This window comes from Acinetobacter tandoii (assembly GCF_008867985.1).
Taxonomy (GTDB): domain Bacteria; phylum Pseudomonadota; class Gammaproteobacteria; order Pseudomonadales; family Moraxellaceae; genus Acinetobacter; species Acinetobacter tandoii.
This window is the reverse complement of sequence record NZ_VXLD01000007.1, coordinates 114123-131966: the sequence shown is the minus strand read 5'-3', so window position 1 is coordinate 131966 and position 17844 is coordinate 114123. Positions and strand designations below refer to the sequence as shown.

Sequence of the window (17844 nt, the reverse complement as noted above, 5' to 3'; positions counted from 1 at the left end):
TCCGATGTTAATTTCAAAGCGACGTTGTTATAAACGCATAAAGTCATTAAATAATGCAAGGAGCATCATGCTACCCAGCAGTACCATACCAATTTTTAAACCAACCAATTGTATTTGTTCAGAAACAGGTTTACCACGAATCAATTCCACAAAGTAGTACACTAAATGCCCACCATCCAACATAGGAATCGGCAATAAGTTTAATATTCCTAAACTAACACTCATCAATGCCATAAAAGAAATAAACGTTTGCCATCCCATTTCAGCACTTTGTCCAGCGACTTTTGCAATCGTAATTGGACCCGATAAGTTTTCCAAACCAATTAAACCACGAACCATCTTAACGATAGAGTTCAAAATCATGGTACTGATTTGCCCTGTCTTATCAAGCGCTTTTCCAAATGCTTCTACAGGGCCATATTGAATCGTTTGCTTATATTCCTCAGGAATGACCACTTGACCAGGATTGTTTTGCACACCAAGCACACCAGACACGTTACCCATGTTGTCTCGCTTACCTTGAGGCATCACTTCTAAATGCACCAACTGATTTTGTCTTAATACATCAATTTTGAGTAGTTTTTCAGGTGAGGCTTGAACTACCTCAACAACATCAAACCAATCTTTCATTTTTACGCCATCAATTGCAACTATCTGATCACCCGCTTTCATTCCCTGTCGAATCGCTGCACCATCTTCACTTAACTTCATGACGGTTGCAGGAATATACGGGCGATATGGAATAAAGCCCAAACTATCCAATGGCGATTGATTTTGATCTTTTAAGAAATTCTGAATAGGAAGCTCAAAAGACTTTGCTTGACCATTTCGATCTGCTTCAATCTGAATGACCCCCGATTCGCCAGCACGATCAACCAAAGCAAAATTCAATTGCTCCCAAGTTGAGGTTTTAGCGCCATCAACAGCTGTAATCTTGTCACCGACCTGCATTTGGGCAGTTGCGGCAGGTGAATTCACCAAGACCTTACCCACACGTGTATTTAATTGTTCTTGTGCAGGTAAAAATAGCACCCAAAATAATAACACTGCAAAAATAAGATTGATCAGCGGTCCTGCGGCTACAATCGCAATACGCTTCCATGGATGTTGACGGTTAAATGCATAAGGTAAATCAGCTTCCGCCACATTACCTTCACGCTCATCCAACATTTTGACATAGCCACCTAAAGGCAAAGCAGACAATTGATATTGAATACCTGACTTCTTAGATGTCCATTTCAACACAGTTGGCCCAAAGCCAATCGAATAAACCAAAACTTTAACGCCGAGTTTACGTGCTACAAAATAATGTCCGAACTCATGAATCGCGATAAGAGGCCCGAGCAATAAAATTGCTGCAACAATAATAAACAAGGCATTCATTTTAGCTTCCTTTACTGCTTACAAACTGCTGAGCAATAGATCTGGCAGTTGAGTCCACTTGTAAGATTAAATCTATTGAATCCGCAGAACCATTTTCAACTTGATTCAACGTATGTTCAACCACCACAGGAATATCGGTAAAACCAATCTGTTTTTGCAAGAAAGATGCCACCGCTATTTCATTTGCTGCATTTAAAACTGTAGGAGCCAAGCCACCCGCTTGGATAGATTGGCGAGCCAAGGTTAAAGCAGGAAAGCGCGTTGTATCTGGCTCTTGAAAATCAAGCTGATGGTTTACGAATAAATCCAAAGCTGGAACATGGGTATTAATACGCTTAGGCCAAGCTAAAGCATGAGCAATTGGAGTACACATATCTGGATTCCCCATTTGCGCCAAAGTTGAACCATCAACATATTGCACCATGGAGTGAATAATACTCTGTGGATGAACAACAATTGTTACAAAATGTTCTGAAATTGCAAAAAGATGGCACGCTTCGATTAATTCAAGCCCCTTATTCATCAAAGTCGCAGAATCAACAGAAATCTTCTGCCCCATAGACCAGTTAGGGTGCTTACAGGCCTGTTCAGGCGTAACACCTTGCAACTCATCTAGAGAATGATGAAGAAATGGCCCACCAGATGCTGTTAACAGAACACGAGAAACACCCAGTTTAGGCTGACCATTACGTTCTACATTCAAATATTGTTCAGGTAAACATTGGAAAATTGCATTGTGCTCAGAGTCTACGGGCAATAATAAGGCTTGATGCTCCCGAGCAGCCTGCATCATCAAATCACCAGACATGACCAAGGCTTCTTTATTGGCAAGCAGTACTCGCTTACCCGCTTTAACCGCAGCCAAAGTTGGCAATAGGCCCGCCGCTCCGACAATTGCAGCCATCACCACATCGACATCGGAATGACGAGCAACTGCTTCTAAGCCCGCTTCATCAAATAAAATTTCGATATCATTAATATTTTCTTGCGCAAAGCTTTGTCGTAACTCTCGCTCTTTAGCAGATGGAATAACCACAATTTTGGGACGATACTGTTTGCAAATTTGCACCAATTCTTGAATTCGACTGTATGCTGTTATTGCAAAAACAGAATAATCTTCAGGATGCTGTTGCAGTATTTTTAAGGTACTTTGCCCAATAGAACCCGTTACACCTAAGATACAAACTGCTTGTGACATTTACAAATCTACGCCAATTAGTTTTAACAGATACATCCCCGCAGCAAATATTGGCGCTGCAGAAAGCAAAGAATCAATACGGTCTAATACACCGCCATGCCCAGGTAAGATTCGACCAGAATCCTTAATTCCCGCTCGGCGTTTAATCATGGACTCAAACAAGTCTCCCAAGACTGAACTAAACACAGTGACTATAGAGAGAATCAGGAACAAAATATGTTGTGCTAACGTTAAGTCTAGATATAAAACTTCAACAACAATTACAATAAGCATTGAGGTTAAGATGCCACCGTACAACCCTTCAACGGATTTATTTGGACTTACATCTGGTGCAAGTTTTTTCTTACCCAATTTACGCCCAACAAAGTATGCACCACTATCTGCTCCCCAAACCAACAAGAACAGATACATTAACCACCATGGTGAACTCACCCATAGCGCGAAAATTGCTGTTACGGCAGCAGAAACTAAAATAAATCCTGAAAAATACAGGCTATTATTATACCAACCATCGTATTCTGGATAATTTTTTACCCAATAAACACTGACCAACCAAGATAAAATGGATGCACACCATAATAAAAGTGCAATATCTTTAAAATACAAAGCCAAAGTTGCTAATGCAGCAGTAACTATACCGTAGCACCATGCAAAAGGCTTAATAATATGATTTGTTTTTCTCGGCATGAGCTTAAACCACTCATAACCAGCAACCCCAGCGGCAATAATCATCAGTATCAACATTGGATACTGAGATTGAGTAGCAAACATACAACTAAGTACAACTGCCACCAATACCAAGGCGGTAATAATCCGCTCTAACATTTATTAATTCTCAAATTTATCTTGTTGAATTTGCTCAGATGTTTTACCAAAACGACGTTCACGCCCTGCAAAAACTTCAAGTGCATGATCAAACTCTTGCACATCAAATTCAGGCCACAAAGTTTCAGTAAAATATAATTCTGCATACGCGGCTTGCCAAAGCAAGAAATTCGACAGTCGATAATCACCGCCTGTACGAATCAGTAAATCAACAGCTGGTAAATCCGACAAACTAATATACTGCCCCATAAGCTCAGTATTAATTTGACTCACTTCTAGCTTACCAGCTTTGACTTCCTGAGCAATTTGTTGTGCAGCTTGCGCCATATCCCACATGCCACCATAACTCACCGCAATGGTTAAAGTCATTTGAGTGAACTTAACAGTCCTTTGCTCGGCATGCAACATTAACTCACGTAAATGCGGAGACAAACGAGAACGATCACCGATAAATCTTAAAGCGATTTCAAATTTTTCCATGCGTGGGATTTGCTCATGAATTGTTTCTTCCAACAAATTCATCAGCAAATCCACCTCATACTGAGGTCTGTTCCAATTTTCGCTTGAAAATGCAAAAACGGTTAATGCTTGAATCTTTCTTTTTCGACAATGCTCAACAATTGGATCAAGGACATTTTTACCTTTACGGTGTCCCGCACCCTTTTGCATCTGCATTTTTTTGGCAAAACGATTGTTGCCATCCATAATGATGGCAACATGTTTTGGAAGATGTGTAGTGTCTTCAGATGTGGTCATTAATTTTAGACCTTCATCAATTCAGCTTCTTTTGCAGCCAAACGCTTTTCAACTTCAGCAACGAACTTATCAGTGATTTTTTGAATATCTTCACCTGCACGGCGCTCATCATCTTCAGAAATTTCTTTTTCTTTCAACAATGCTTTGATATCACCCAACACATCACGGCGAATGTTACGAATTGCTACTTTTGCATTTTCAGCTTCGTTACGTGCTACCTTTTGCATGTCACGACGTGTTTCTTCTGTTAACGCTGCCATTGGCACACGAATCGCATCTGCTGTAATAGGATTCAAACCTAAATCTGATTCGCGAATTGCTTTATCAATTGCCGCAACCATTGAACGCTCAAAAGGTTGAACTAAAAGTGTACGAGAATCCTCAACACCAACGTTGGCAACCTGATTTAAAGGCACATCAGAGCCATAGTAAGGAACCATTACACCGTTCAGAATGGATGGATGCGCTCGTCCAGTACGAACCTTTGCAAAACCATGTTCCAACGAGTCAAGTGACTTGTTCATACGGTCTTCTGCGTCTTTTTTAAGATCGTTAATCATATGATCTTCCTTACTTAATTCTAAAAGATGTCATTACTAAAATAGCGTGTAGTATAAAGAGCTTTCAGGCTCACGTACATTAGTTCGTAACGTGAGTCCCTTCTTTTTCACCCATAACCACTGAAAGCAACGCACCAGACTTGTTCATATCAAATACTTGAAGCGGTACATGATGGTCACGACACAAACAGATTGCAGTTAAATCCATGACACCCAACTTTTCATCCAACACTTGATCGAATGTTAAATTGTCGTATTTCACTGCATCATCAAATTTGCTTGGGTCTTTATTATAAACACCATCAACTTTAGTGGCTTTTAAGATGAGGCTAGCTTCAATTTCAATACCACGCAAACATGCTGCAGTATCTGTCGTAAAAAATGGGTTACCGGTACCTGCAACAAATACACATACCTCACCTTGAGTTAGGTGACGAATAGCATCGCGGCTAGAATAAGATTCCACCACAGTACCAATTGGCAATGCAGACATTAAACGTGTTTTAATGTTACGGCGTACCAATGCATCGCGCATAGCCAAACCATTCATAACAGTTGCCAACATACCCATTTGGTCACCCGTTACTCGGCCAACCAAACCATCTTTCTGTAGTTGACTACCACGGTATAAGTTACCACCACCAACAACAATACCAACTTGCACACCAAGGCCAACCAAATGTGCAATAGATAAAGACATTTGGTCTAATACTTGCGCATCAATACCCATGTCCTTGTTGCCCGCAAGTGCCTCACCTGAAAGCTTTAGCAAGATGCGTGAATAGCGTGGATTCTTTGAATCTGACATTCCAAACTCCAAATTAACTTAATTTCTATTTTTCTATATATGGATTTACTTAAGCCGATTTCACTCGAATCAACTTCGCAAACAAATCGTATTCATCTGCATCAGTAATTTCTACTTCAAGCAGATCACCTGCTTTAATCAGATTCTTGTCGATATCTTCAACAAAGACATTCCCATCAATTTCAGGTGCATCCGCATATGAGCGTGCAACTGCAACTGGAAACTCTTCTTCAAGATCATCAACCAACACCGTCATCACTTGACCAATACGCTTTTGTAGCTTAGCAGCTGAAATTTCCTGCTGAACTTCCATAAAACGTTCATAACGTTCTTGCTTAACTTCTTCAGGTACGTGATCTGGTAAATCGTTAGCCGTAGCCCCTTCGACTGGTGAATAAGTAAAGCAACCCACACGGTCTAACTTTGCCTCTTTCAGCCAATCTAGCAACATTTGGAAATCTCCTTCAGTTTCACCAGGGAAACCAACCACGAATGTTGAACGAATCACCAATTCAGGACATTTTTCACGCCACAATTTCAGGCGCTCTAATGTGTTTTCACTATGGGCTGGTCGCTTCATCAATTTTAAGATGCGCGGACTGGCATGCTGAAAAGGAATATCTAAGTATGGTAAGATTTTACCCTGAGCCATTAAATCAATAACAGCATCTACATGCGGATATGGGTAAACATAGTGCAAACGAACCCAGATCCCTAATTGACCTAAGGCTTCGCACATATCATAGAATTTGGTCTTAACTGGCTGACCATTCCAGAAATCCAGTTTATATTTGGTATCTACACCATAAGCAGAGGTGTCTTGAGAAATCACCAATACTTCTTTTACGCCTGCACGTTTTAATGCAGCCGCTTCGTCAAGTACAGAACCAACTGGGCGTGATACCAAATCACCGCGCATACTTGGAATAATACAGAAGGTACAACGATGGTTACATCCTTCCGATATTTTTAAATAAGCATAATGTTTCGGGGTTAAACGAATGCCTTGCTCTGGCACTAAATCAATAAATGGATTGTGCTTTGGCGGTGCTGGTACATATTCATGTACTGCTTCCATGACATCCTGATAAGCTGCCGCGCCTGTCACTTTTAAGACATTTGGGTGCATTTCACGAATTTTATCTTCGTCTTTGCCTAAACAGCCTGTCACAATAACTTTACCATTGGCACTCATTGCTTCGCCAATCGCATCCAATGATTCTTGTACTGCAGATTCAATAAAACCACAGGTATTAACAATAACCAAATCGGCACCATCATAATCTGATGCCACATCATAACCTTCAGTCTTTAACTGAGTTAAAATTCGTTCAGAATCTACCAATGCCTTAGGACAACCTAAAGAAACAAAACCGACTTTGGGGGACTTCATGAATCTGCGCTCCACTAGAATGCGCGTATTGTAAGACTTTTCGATTGATAAAAATAGGTGGGAAGCCGACTCTTTATGTAATGCACCAAAATTAATCCACTGTTTGTCTTATATATTTACATTTGCACCATTTTGATACATTTTAAAAGTTAATTACTTAATATCTTCGGCCTACAATTTTAATAAAGTCCAATTTCAGCGCATTTTTTTAATAAAGGCTCAACTTTGACACCCTGAATTTAAAGTTGGCGTGCATTTTGCTTAATCTGCATCAATTGCGTTCCAATATTGGACTATTAATTGCTTTTTGAAGATGCCATTGCGCCATTTTAACACAGGATACCTTCGCTAATGGATCAACCACATACTATCGACTATCGCGTTTTGGTGGACAATTTGACCACCGCGATTTTGCTTGTCGACAGTAAACTTAATATTTTTTACTTAAACTCGTCATGTGAATCTTTGTTTGATATGAGTTTATTACGAGCAAATGGACAGCCTGTCCTAAATTTGCTCCATATGCCGAATGATGAATTTAATACAGAAGAAGCATTATTTAACACTTTAGCAACTGGTCAGCCTTATACTCGTCGTGAAGCTACAATTAACGTCAACTTTAAAGACATTCATGTAGATTATACCGTTTCACAACTCAATGCAGGTAAACCCTACCACCCTTTACTGCTCATTGAACTTAATCCAATTGATCGGATGCTGAAAATTTCCAAAGAAGAAAACCTGATTCAACAACATCAAGTGGCACGCCAATTAATTCGCGGGGTAGCCCATGAAATTAAAAACCCTTTAGGTGGTATCCGCGGTGCCACACAACTTTTAGCCCGCAGTTTAAATAATCCAGAATACTCAGAATTCACTGACATTATCATCAGTGAAGTTGATCGTTTGCGCAATCTTGCCGACACCATGTTGGGTTCTCGCCAATTACCAAGCTATGAACCGGTCAATGTACATGAGCCTTTAGAACGCGTTCGATCTCTGATTGCCAACCAGACCAAGAAAAAAATTAAGATCACACGTGATTACGATTTATCTTTACCAGAAGTTAAAGCAGATCGTGATCAATTGATCCAAGTCATGCTGAACATTAGCGTGAATGCAGTACAAGCCATGATGGAAAACAAAGATTTCTTTACCGAACATCAACCAGAACTGGTTTTAAGAACTCGAATTCAACGCCTTGTTACCATTAATGGTGTACTGAATCGATCTGCGGTTCGTGTTGATATTGAAGATAATGGACCAGGCGTTCCTGAGGAAATTTTGGAATCTGTGTTCTACCCACTTGTGACAGGTCGTGCCAAAGGTACTGGTCTCGGCCTAAGCATTGCACAAAACATTATGCATCAACATAACGGAATGATTGAATGCCAATCTATTCCTGGAAAAACAGTATTTAGCTTATATTTACCTTGGGAGTCTAACCATGTCGCGAAATAAAATATGGGTAATTGATGATGATCGCGCCATGCGATGGGTGCTAGAAAAAACATTCAAAGAAGAAGGTTTTGATGTTACTAGCTTTGAAGAAGCACAATCCGCTTTAGATCAACTGGCGACTGATGCACCTGACGTGATTCTTACTGACATTCGCATGCCAGGAATTGATGGTCTGACTTTTTTAGCTAAAGTTAAGAACAATTATCCAGACCTACCCGTCATTATTATGACCGCACACTCCGATCTTGAATCAGCTGTGTCTAGTTATCAGACAGGTGCTTTTGAATATTTACCAAAACCTTTTGATATTGACGAAGCATTAGCACTGGTCAATCGAGCAATCTTACACATCACCAAGTTACAACAACAAGAATCTGCAAAAATAGCATCACCTATTCAATCTACAGAAATTATTGGTGAATCTCCTGCCATGCAGGAAGTCTTCCGTGCAATTGGTCGTTTATCACAATCACACATCACTGTATTGATTAATGGTGAATCTGGCACAGGTAAAGAATTAGTTGCACATGCGCTACATCGCCACTCACCGCGTAGTAGTAAGCCATTCATTGCCTTAAATATGGCTGCAATTCCAAAAGATTTAATCGAAACCGAACTCTTTGGTCATGAGAAAGGCGCATTTACTGGCGCCAATACGCAACGTCAAGGTCGTTTTGAACAAGCCAATGGCGGTACATTGTTCCTCGATGAAATTGGAGACATGCCTTTTGAAACTCAAACACGTCTATTACGCGTCTTAGCCGATGGCGAGTTTTATCGCGTAGGCGGTCATATCCCTGTTAAGGTCGATGTCCGTATTGTGGCCGCAACTCACCAAGACCTTGAAAAATTAGTCAATGAAGGCCGCTTCCGTGAAGACTTGTATCATCGTCTTAACGTAATCCGCATTCATATTCCTAAACTGGCGCATCGTAGCGAAGATATTCCTATGCTGGCACAGCACTTCCTTGCACGTGCAGGTAAAGAACTTGGCGTTAGTCCAAAAATTCTACGTCCTGAGACACAGGAATATATGCAGCAACTTCCTTGGCCAGGCAATGTACGCCAATTGGAAAATACCTGTCGCTGGCTTACGGTCATGATTACTGGTCGTGAAGTTTATCCAGAAGATCTTCCATCTGAGCTAAAACAAATCCCAATTGAGAAAGCATCAGAACATGCGGCAACTCCACATTTTGACCGTATCTCATTACACCACTGGGATGAGTTACTCGGTCAATGGGCTATTCAGAAACTCAAAAATGGCGAAATGAAGATTCTTGACATTGCTACGCCGATGTTTGAACGCACACTCATCAATGCTGCACTACAGCAAACGCGTGGTCGCAAACGCCATGCTGCTGAGCTTTTAGGTTGGGGACGAAATACTCTGACGCGTAAACTGAAAGAACTTGGTATGGATACAGCCGATGATGACATTGAAGAAGAAATTGAAGGCTAATCCTTAAATAAAAACAGCTCCATTAGGAGCTGTTTTTATTTTATCACTATGCTGCAAAACCAGTATAACGATACATATTCTCTACCCCCAATTCTGAACGCACCAAAATGGCATCATTAAACTCAACATTGAGGATTTCTTGAAATACATTTGCCGCTTCATCATCATGAATTTGATCTACAGAACGTGACATTTTTTCTTCAAAACGATCCGAGACAAATTCAAAGCCCAAATCCATTGCAATAAATAATGTATGTTCACATGGCTGGATATATTGCTCTTCCGTCCAATCTACAACAGCATGTTGGCATATAGGGCAACGAATATTCTCTTCTGCTGAATGTATTTCAATAATTTGCTGGTACATCTTTTATCAACTGTAATCTATTCTGTGCAGTCTAATAGATTCAACAGCAAAATTACATGAAAAGACACAGGATTTAAAATTGACAATATGCAACATTCACACTAAATTTTAGAAATTGTTGCATAAATGGAATTATAAATGTTATCCGACCTTGATGATTTTTATTGCTTTGCTTTAGTTGTAGAACATGGGGGCTTTAGTGCAGCAGAACGGGCGACCGACATCCCCAAGTCCAAACTGAGCCGTCGTGTCTATAATTTAGAAGAACGTCTTGGTGTACGTCTTATTCAACGCAGCTCACGTCATTTTGCAGTAACTGAAATTGGCATGAATGTCTATCGCCATGCCCAAGTCATGATGAATGCCGCACAGGCTGCTCATGATTTAGTCGATCATTTAAGCGTTGAACCACGTGGTGTCATCAAAGTCAGCTTACCTGTTTCGATTGCCCAAAACGAAATGACCAAAATTCTTCCTGGTTTTTTAAAAAAATACCCTGAGATTAAAGTTCAACTTTTGGTGAGTAATCGTCGTGTGGATGTGATTAATGAAGGGATCGACTTAGCTCTACGTGTCCGATCAAATCTTGATGATGATCCAAGCCTAATTTTAAGAAAATTTGAATTAATCGAACAACATCTCTTTGCCAGTCAAGCCTATTTAAATGAATTTGGTGAACTGAAACAACCTGAAGATTTGGCTCATCACCATATACTGAGTATGGTTGATGAACATCTTGATCAACAGATTATTGTTCATGACAATCAAAATCATCAGAAAAAAATTAAGGTAAATCCTGTTGTCATGGGTTCTGATTTAATGATGCTGGCACAGCTAGCTCGGCAGAACTGCGGTATTGCCTTATTGCCAGACTCGATTGCTCAGGACTATATCAAAACAGGTGAATTGGTCCGCGTCTTACCTGACTGGAAAGCACCTCATGGTATTTTCCATGCCGTCTACCCATCTCGCAGAGGACAACTTCCTGCGGTTCGGGTTTTTATTGATTACCTAGTTGAACATTTAGCACATAAACATAAGTAAGGATAAAAAAAAGCTTATCCGAGGAGGATAAGCTTGAAATAAGAAACTACAGCGAGAATCTTGGGATGCATTTTATATACAGCCCCTTATTCAATCAAAGACAAAAAAACGATTAATATTTTTACTTAATAATCACATAAAGCTTAAAAAATCTAGCTCAATGTAAGTTTTGATCGAAATTAGCTATTAATAAAGATGAATAAATGAGCAATTTAGACTTAAGTCTAAATTCGATTTAATTTGATTGACACTTAATTTCTGGATAATCCCCTGTCCCTTCTGGCCAAGGTGTCAATAATTCAAACCCTGTATCTGTGACTACTACCATATGTTCCCATTGGGCGGACAGCGACTTATCAGTCGTCACAACAGTCCAACCATCTTGAAGTTCTTTTACGCTACCACGACCAATATTTATCATTGGTTCAATAGTAAATACCATGCCTGTTTTAAGCTTCAAGCCTAGGCCTGGTTTCCCATAATGTAAGACGCTTGGCTGCTCATGATAAACTTTGCCAATACCATGACCACAATAATCTTTAACAACGCTAAAACCTTCCCGCTGTGCAACAGACTGAATAGCAAAACCTATATCACCTAATGTTGCATCAGGTTTAACAGCTTGAATTCCTGCTAGCATAGCTTCATAAGTTGTATCGACCAATTTTTTTGCTTCTGGTTTGATACTGCCCACATAATACATACGACTGGTGTCACCAAAGTAACCATCTTTGATAATAGCAACATCAATATTAATAATATCACCATCTTGCAGGATACGAGTAGCCGAAGGAATACCATGACAAACCACTTCATTTGGTGAAATACACGTGGTTTTAGTATAGCCGTAATAACCAATATTTGCAGGAATCACATTTAGGGTATTTACAATATAATCGTGACAAATATCATCCAGATATTCAGTACTGACCCCAGGCTTAACATGCTCGCCAATCATTGCCAAAACTTGCGCCGCTAAACGCCCAGACACGCGCAGTTTTTCAATATCTTGCTCAGTTTTAATCACTACTGAAGAAGCTAGCATATTCTCACCCTCTTAAATGATGCAGGCATTATAATCCTTTTCATTTAAAAATGTTGTGAGTAATATCTCTGGAATCAGAACACCTGCAACAGTCTTAAAATAACCGCAGAAAAATAACAGACAATGTTTCTGCCCGCTAAATTTTTTATAAATTTCTAAATAGACTCTTTAATAATTTTTTATCAATTTTCAGCCATATAATTCAACCATTAGTTAAACTACAAAAATATTGTATAAAAAAAATTCATATTACATATAAAAAATTTTCCCAAGTCCTTATTTTTCTACTAGAATCGCCTGTTTTTAGTCAATGCATCTCTCAACATGACGAATCTTCGTACTAGAGATATTATTGCCTTGGGTTTCATGACCTTTGCTCTGTTCATTGGAGCAGGCAATATTATCTTTCCTCCTATTGTTGCCCAACAAGCGGGTGAACATGTTTGGTTAGCCGCTGCCGGATTTTTAGTTACTGCAGTGGGTTTACCTGTTATTACCATCATTGCACTTTCACGTGTTGAAGGTTCAATTCAACTACTTAGCTCTCCTCTAGGTAAAGTTGCCAGTTTAATCTTAACTATTGTCTGTTATTTGGCTGTAGGTCCACTCTTCGCTACACCACGCACAGCAACAGTTTCTTATGAAATTGGTTTTTCTTCATATTTTGGTACTTCGCCAAATAGTTTGCTAATTTACAGCATTATCTATTTTGCAATTGTGACGCTGGTTTCACTTTATCCAAACAAATTATTGGATACTGTAGGTCACTTCCTCGCACCGATCAAAATCGTTTCATTAGCCGTACTTGGTATCGCAGCATTCTTAATTCCAGCGGGTTACATCCCTCCTGCTATCAACAATTATGCAAGCAGCCCAGTATCTGAAGGTTTTGTCAACGGCTATCTCACTATGGATACGCTAGGTGCCTTAGTATTTGGTATCGTCATTATTCATGCGATTCACTCACGTGGTGTGACTGACAAAAAGTTAGTGACAAAATACGCGGTTATCGCAGGTATTATTTCTGGTATTGGTTTAACACTGGTTTATCTCAGTTTGTTTAAACTTGGACTTGGAAGTCATGAAGTCGCACCAAATGCAGCAAATGGCGCTGTTATTTTGCATGCATATGTGCAACATGCTTTTGGCGATTTAGGTTCCATCTTCCTTACTGGGATGATTTTCCTTGCATGTATGGTTACTGCAATTGGCCTAACCTGTGCATGTGCTGAATACTTTTCAGAACTGACTCAAATTCCTTATAAGATTTTTGTATTTGTTTTGGTTGGTTTTTCGCTTCTAATCTCTAATTTAGGTTTAACCAAACTCATTGCGGTATCTGTGCCTGTGCTATGTGCAATTTATCCACCTGCAATTGTAGTGATCATGCTCAGTTTCTTTGCAAAATTCTGGAAAAATCCTCCAGCAGTAATTGCACCAGTAACGGCAATTGCTTTTGTCTTTGGAATTTTAGAAGGTCTAAAAGCAGCTGAACTCAATTCGTTTTTACCAGAGTTTGTTCAACACTTACCCCTAAATGAACAAAATCTTGCATGGTTAATCCCATCTTTGCTGGTCTTGGTTATTGCTCTAATCTGCGACAAATTTAGAAAATAAGTTTTCAATTTGTAATTAAAATCCAATTTTACCCAAATTAGATTTTATATGTGACCAATAAACGTCGGTTTTACCCAAATCAACTTTTATTGTTTACTTTTCGCAGTCATGCAATACCATGCCCTGCATGCCTAAATATCCCTTCGAGTTAATCTCTTTTGCCAAATTGAACTTTTTGGTCTAATTTTTGCTTTATACGACTTAAGCACTATTAAGCTTTTTCAAATATAGAAGTAGGCTAAGTGTTAGGGTTATGAATATCATATTGATAACATATTTGATCAAAACAATATGTACAGGTAATTATTACTCAACAAAATATGAACTATTCATAAATTAAACAATCCACCATCCAAATTGCAATACTAGTAAAAATTTTATGAAAAAATAACGGTATTAGCTATTGAAATACCCTTTAATTCACAGTACAACATTAGTAACCAATCCGACCGAAACACTAGGTTTAGGTCAAATTCATTAGGAGGGATGGAGATGTTATCATTACATTTCAACAAGCAAGTCTTCATTAACGCTCTAAAGGCAAACAAGAATATGGTCACTTACTTAAGTACGACCGTGGCCCTTATGCTTACTTTGCTTTTTCATGGACTGATTCAAGGTCACCTGAAAGCTGAATATTTCGCGTACGCTCTGTTCGTCTCTGCAGCATTCTATAGTTGGGCTGTAATTGATCAAAAAGTCCGTGCCCAGAAAAAATCTAAGAATTTTGATTGAACAGATGGATGATTATTCATCCATCTTTAAAAAATATATAAATAATTAAAATAAATTAAGCCCAGTACCTATTACCAACATTCCCGTCGCAAACAGCTCACCTACCACCAGTAAAACCATTGCCAAAGTCATCATCGTTCTTGGTAAAACCTTATTACCCAATTGATGTGGTACTTTAAATTGATTGGTTGTGTCTTTTAAATAACCATGCAATGCATAACTTAATATTGATGCACTAAAGAAAACCAAATTGATCATTACAAAAATCAGATTCCACGTTTCAGACCAAATTGAAAATTCAGCAAGCACAGCTAAAATCAAAGTTGCAGATGCATATAACAAACTACTTCTATGCGCGATATCCACATAATAATGTGCTCTTGCTTGAGTCGAATGTCTAATCTGCCAATACTTCCAAACCCCAGTTAACATACCCAACCACAAATACACACCACTAAAAAGAATTGCCAATTTCATAGCAATTGAAAAATGATCAAACACCACCCCTCCTTATCCTTCTTAAATATGAATTTTCTGACTTCAAAGTCATACTTTTAGCAAGTTTCTTTTTAGAACTTAGATAAAGTATGTTTAAAACAGCAACGACAAGACGCTCATGAATACTCAACCACTATCTATTCAAATACAATGTGCCGATGGCTATAAATTAAGTGCCAAACTCTATCAAAATCAAATAAATTCCGACAAACCTTTCCCTATTCTCATTTGCCCAGCAACTGGTATTGTGAAAGAGTTCTACCACTCTTATGCTGAATGGTTAAATAAGCTTGGGCATACAGTCATGTGCTTTGACTTTAGAGGAATTGGCGCTTCATTATACGGCCCACTGCACCAATCTGAAGCAAACATTGTCGATTGGGGGCAATTAGATATTACAGCAGCGATTGATTGTCTACTAGAACAAACACAAGCCGAAAAAATTATTCTACTTGGCCATAGCGCTGGTGGTCAGCTTCTGGGTATTTCACCAAATTATAATAAAGTCGCAAAAATTATTGCTGTTGCTGGATCAACAGGTCATGTTCGCGGCTTAAAAGGTAAAACCAAGTTCCTTGCACCGATTATGTTCAATGTCATCTTCCCAATTTCGAGTAAATTCAAAGGATATGGTGCTACTAAAATGATTGGAATGGGCGAAAATTTACCTAAAAATGTCGCAAAACAATGGGCTCAGTTTTGTGGGACACAAGGCTATGTAATGCATGCTGTCAAGAAACAACAGCTCCCTGATTATCACAGCAAAATTACCTGCCCAATTACTGCAATTTGGGCATCAGACGATGAAATTGCAACTCAGGCGAATGTTCAAGCCCTTCTCAATCTTTATCCGAATGCTGAAACAAATATGATTGAACTTAAGCCAAAACAATTTCAACACAAAAGCATTGGTCATATGCAAATGTTCCGTAAATCACATCGCAATATTTGGGATTTAATCGAACAACAACTTTACATCTAGTTTTCCCATCAAGTTGTATTTCATCTCCAATCCAGCTTGATGGCTTTTTATTTCAAAAAAAAACGCCCGATTATTCGGGCGTTTTCATCATTACATAACTTAATGGCGATAAATAATTGTCACGAATTTTATGCGATTTTCATCTAATTCAGTAACTTCAAAATGGACACCTTGATAATCAAGCTGAGTTCCAACTCGAACTTCGCCTTGCGTCTTATCCAGAATCAGACCAGCCACACTCATGTAGCCTGCATCATCTTCGACTAAATCAAAAACACCAAGTTCAAGCTCAAGCTGATATAAATCCAACATGCCCGAAGCCTTCCATGTTTGATCATTAATTTTGACCAAGTCCAACTGTTCATCAGCATCAGGGAATTCACCTGCAATTGCTTCAAAAACATCCAGTGGAGATATTAACCCTTTAACATTAGCAAATTCATCAGTGACCAGAACCAATGAACCTTTCGATGTCCTTAAGGTATTAATGGCATCAATCACTTTCATCTTTTCAAAGATAAAAATTGGACGTTGACGTTTAATCAATGATTTTAACGCCTCTTCACCATCATCCAGCACATCAAGCAGTTCTTTCGCACGCACTACACTGATAACTTTATCCAAGCTACCACGACAGACTGGAAATAAACTGTGCGGTACTGCAAGTACCTGCTCTCGAATTTTTTCAGGAGTATCATTTAAATCGACCCATGAAATCTGATTTCGAGGTGTCATAATAGAAGCAACAGAACGTTCTGCCAGAGTTAAGACCCCGCCAATCATGTAACGCTCTTCATCTGCAAAGGCTTCCTGAGCTTCAATTTGCTCAGCATCCATATGAGAAGGTTCTACTTTTCCACCCATTAATTTCAAGATGGAATCAGCAGTACGATGACGCAATGGAATCTTAGATTCATGTTTCGCCACATTGCGTTTTGAATATTGATTGAAGGCCTCAATTAAAATAGCCACACCAATACCCGAATAAATATAACCTTTCGGAATATGGAAACCAAATCCTTCCGCAATTAAGCTAATACCAATCAACAATAGGAAACTTAAACACAGAATGACGACTGTAGGGTGACGGTTTACAAAGCTAGTGAGTGGTTTAGAGGCAAACAACATTACAATAACTGCAATTGTTACTGCCGCCATCATCACGTAGATATTATCTACCATACCAATGGCTGTAATGACAGAATCCAGAGAAAAGACCGCGTCAAGCACAATAATTTGAGCAACGACTGCCCAGAAACTTGCATACACCACTGAAGATGTTGATTTAATTTCGGGTTTACCTTCCATTTTCTCGTGTAACTCGGTCACGGCTTTATAGACCAAGAACAGACCACCGAAGAGCAAGATTAAATCACGCCCCGAGAAAGATAAATCAGCAATTTGAATGAGCGGTTTGGTTAAAGTAACCAACCAAGAGATAACGGATAACAACCCCAATCGCATAATCAATGCGAGTGAAAGACCAATAATACGCGCTTTATCACGCTGTTCTGGTGGAAGTTTATCTGCCAAAATGGCAATAAAGACTAGGTTATCAATACCTAAAACAATTTCTAAGACAATTAGGGTAAGTAAGCCAACCCAAATTCCTGGATCTAATAAGAATTCCATTATTGACGCACCTCGATTAACTCAAGGCAAAATTTTAATAAGCTAGACCTGCACGGCGACGGATCCATGTAAAACCTC

The 17844-nt window shown here is 39.1% G+C and carries 17 protein-coding genes; 6 read left to right on the top strand and 11 right to left on the bottom strand.

Features of this window, described 5'->3' with window-relative positions:
* Positions 1–27 precede the first annotated feature (27 nt).
* The 7 genes from rseP to rimO form a co-directional block, all read right to left on the bottom strand.
* A complete protein-coding gene (gene rseP / locus F4W09_RS11905; RefSeq protein WP_104442208.1) occupies positions 28–1383 on the bottom strand; it encodes an RIP metalloprotease RseP in 1356 nt (451 codons plus the stop codon).
* A 1-nt stretch (position 1384) separates the two neighbouring features.
* Positions 1385–2581: a 1-deoxy-D-xylulose-5-phosphate reductoisomerase gene (gene ispC / locus F4W09_RS11900; protein WP_151504921.1), complete on the bottom strand. Its 1197-nt coding sequence runs from the start codon at positions 2579–2581 to the stop codon at positions 1385–1387.
* Positions 2582–3406, bottom strand: coding sequence for a phosphatidate cytidylyltransferase (locus F4W09_RS11895; protein WP_151504920.1), 825 nt, complete (start codon positions 3404–3406; stop codon positions 2582–2584). It abuts the gene before it with no gap.
* Positions 3407–3409: 3 nt separating this feature from the next.
* On the bottom strand, positions 3410–4162 hold the full coding sequence (uppS, locus tag F4W09_RS11890; protein ID WP_151504919.1) for a polyprenyl diphosphate synthase: 753 nt from the start codon (positions 4160–4162) through the stop codon (positions 3410–3412).
* 5 nt (positions 4163–4167) lie between these two features.
* Complete coding sequence (frr, locus tag F4W09_RS11885) at positions 4168–4722, bottom strand: ribosome recycling factor (protein WP_016167717.1); 555 nt, start codon at positions 4720–4722, stop codon at positions 4168–4170.
* Positions 4723–4801: 79 nt separating this feature from the next.
* Positions 4802–5530: a UMP kinase gene (pyrH, locus tag F4W09_RS11880; RefSeq protein WP_016167716.1), complete on the bottom strand. Its 729-nt coding sequence runs from the start codon at positions 5528–5530 to the stop codon at positions 4802–4804.
* A 49-nt stretch (positions 5531–5579) separates the two neighbouring features.
* Positions 5580–6923 (bottom strand): 30S ribosomal protein S12 methylthiotransferase RimO, encoded by a 1344-nt coding sequence (gene rimO / locus F4W09_RS11875; protein WP_151504918.1) that lies wholly within the window; start codon positions 6921–6923, stop codon positions 5580–5582.
* A 351-nt stretch (positions 6924–7274) separates the two neighbouring features.
* Here rimO and glnL point away from each other — a divergent pair, with 351 nt between their 5' ends.
* Both glnL and glnG read left to right on the top strand, forming a co-directional pair.
* A complete protein-coding gene (glnL, locus tag F4W09_RS11870; RefSeq protein WP_016167714.1) occupies positions 7275–8384 on the top strand; it encodes a nitrogen regulation protein NR(II) in 1110 nt (369 codons plus the stop codon).
* Positions 8371–9846, top strand: coding sequence for a nitrogen regulation protein NR(I) (gene glnG / locus F4W09_RS11865; RefSeq protein ID WP_016167713.1), 1476 nt, complete (start codon positions 8371–8373; stop codon positions 9844–9846). The genes glnL and glnG overlap by 14 nt, the downstream gene beginning before the upstream one ends.
* A gap of 46 nt (positions 9847–9892) precedes the next feature.
* Here the strand turns inward: glnG and F4W09_RS11860 are convergent, their stop codons facing one another.
* Positions 9893–10213, bottom strand: coding sequence for a hypothetical protein (locus F4W09_RS11860; protein ID WP_151504917.1), 321 nt, complete (start codon positions 10211–10213; stop codon positions 9893–9895).
* A 138-nt stretch (positions 10214–10351) separates the two neighbouring features.
* On the opposite strand from F4W09_RS11860, the gene F4W09_RS11855 reads away from it, so the two are divergent.
* A complete protein-coding gene (locus F4W09_RS11855) occupies positions 10352–11257 on the top strand; it encodes a LysR family transcriptional regulator (protein ID WP_016167711.1) in 906 nt (301 codons plus the stop codon).
* 235 nt (positions 11258–11492) lie between these two features.
* On the opposite strand, the gene map is transcribed toward F4W09_RS11855, so the two are convergent.
* Complete coding sequence (map, locus tag F4W09_RS11850) at positions 11493–12302, bottom strand: type I methionyl aminopeptidase (protein WP_044740018.1); 810 nt, start codon at positions 12300–12302, stop codon at positions 11493–11495.
* 324 nt (positions 12303–12626) lie between these two features.
* Here map and brnQ point away from each other — a divergent pair, with 324 nt between their 5' ends.
* Together brnQ and F4W09_RS17330 are read left to right on the top strand one after the other, a co-directional pair.
* A complete protein-coding gene (gene brnQ, locus F4W09_RS11845) occupies positions 12627–13919 on the top strand; it encodes a branched-chain amino acid transport system II carrier protein (RefSeq protein ID WP_151504916.1) in 1293 nt (430 codons plus the stop codon).
* A gap of 492 nt (positions 13920–14411) precedes the next feature.
* Positions 14412–14654 (top strand): hypothetical protein, encoded by a 243-nt coding sequence (locus F4W09_RS17330; protein ID WP_016167708.1) that lies wholly within the window; start codon positions 14412–14414, stop codon positions 14652–14654.
* 45 nt (positions 14655–14699) lie between these two features.
* Here the strand turns inward: F4W09_RS17330 and F4W09_RS11835 are convergent, their stop codons facing one another.
* A complete protein-coding gene (locus F4W09_RS11835; RefSeq protein ID WP_151504940.1) occupies positions 14700–15131 on the bottom strand; it encodes a hypothetical protein in 432 nt (143 codons plus the stop codon).
* A 139-nt stretch (positions 15132–15270) separates the two neighbouring features.
* Between F4W09_RS11835 and F4W09_RS11830 the strand changes: the two genes are divergently transcribed.
* Complete coding sequence (locus F4W09_RS11830) at positions 15271–16134, top strand: alpha/beta hydrolase family protein (protein WP_151504915.1); 864 nt, start codon at positions 15271–15273, stop codon at positions 16132–16134.
* A gap of 99 nt (positions 16135–16233) precedes the next feature.
* Here the strand turns inward: F4W09_RS11830 and F4W09_RS11825 are convergent, their stop codons facing one another.
* On the bottom strand, positions 16234–17766 hold the full coding sequence (locus F4W09_RS11825; protein WP_016167705.1) for a TerC family protein: 1533 nt from the start codon (positions 17764–17766) through the stop codon (positions 16234–16236).
* Positions 17767–17844: the final 78 nt, after the last annotated feature.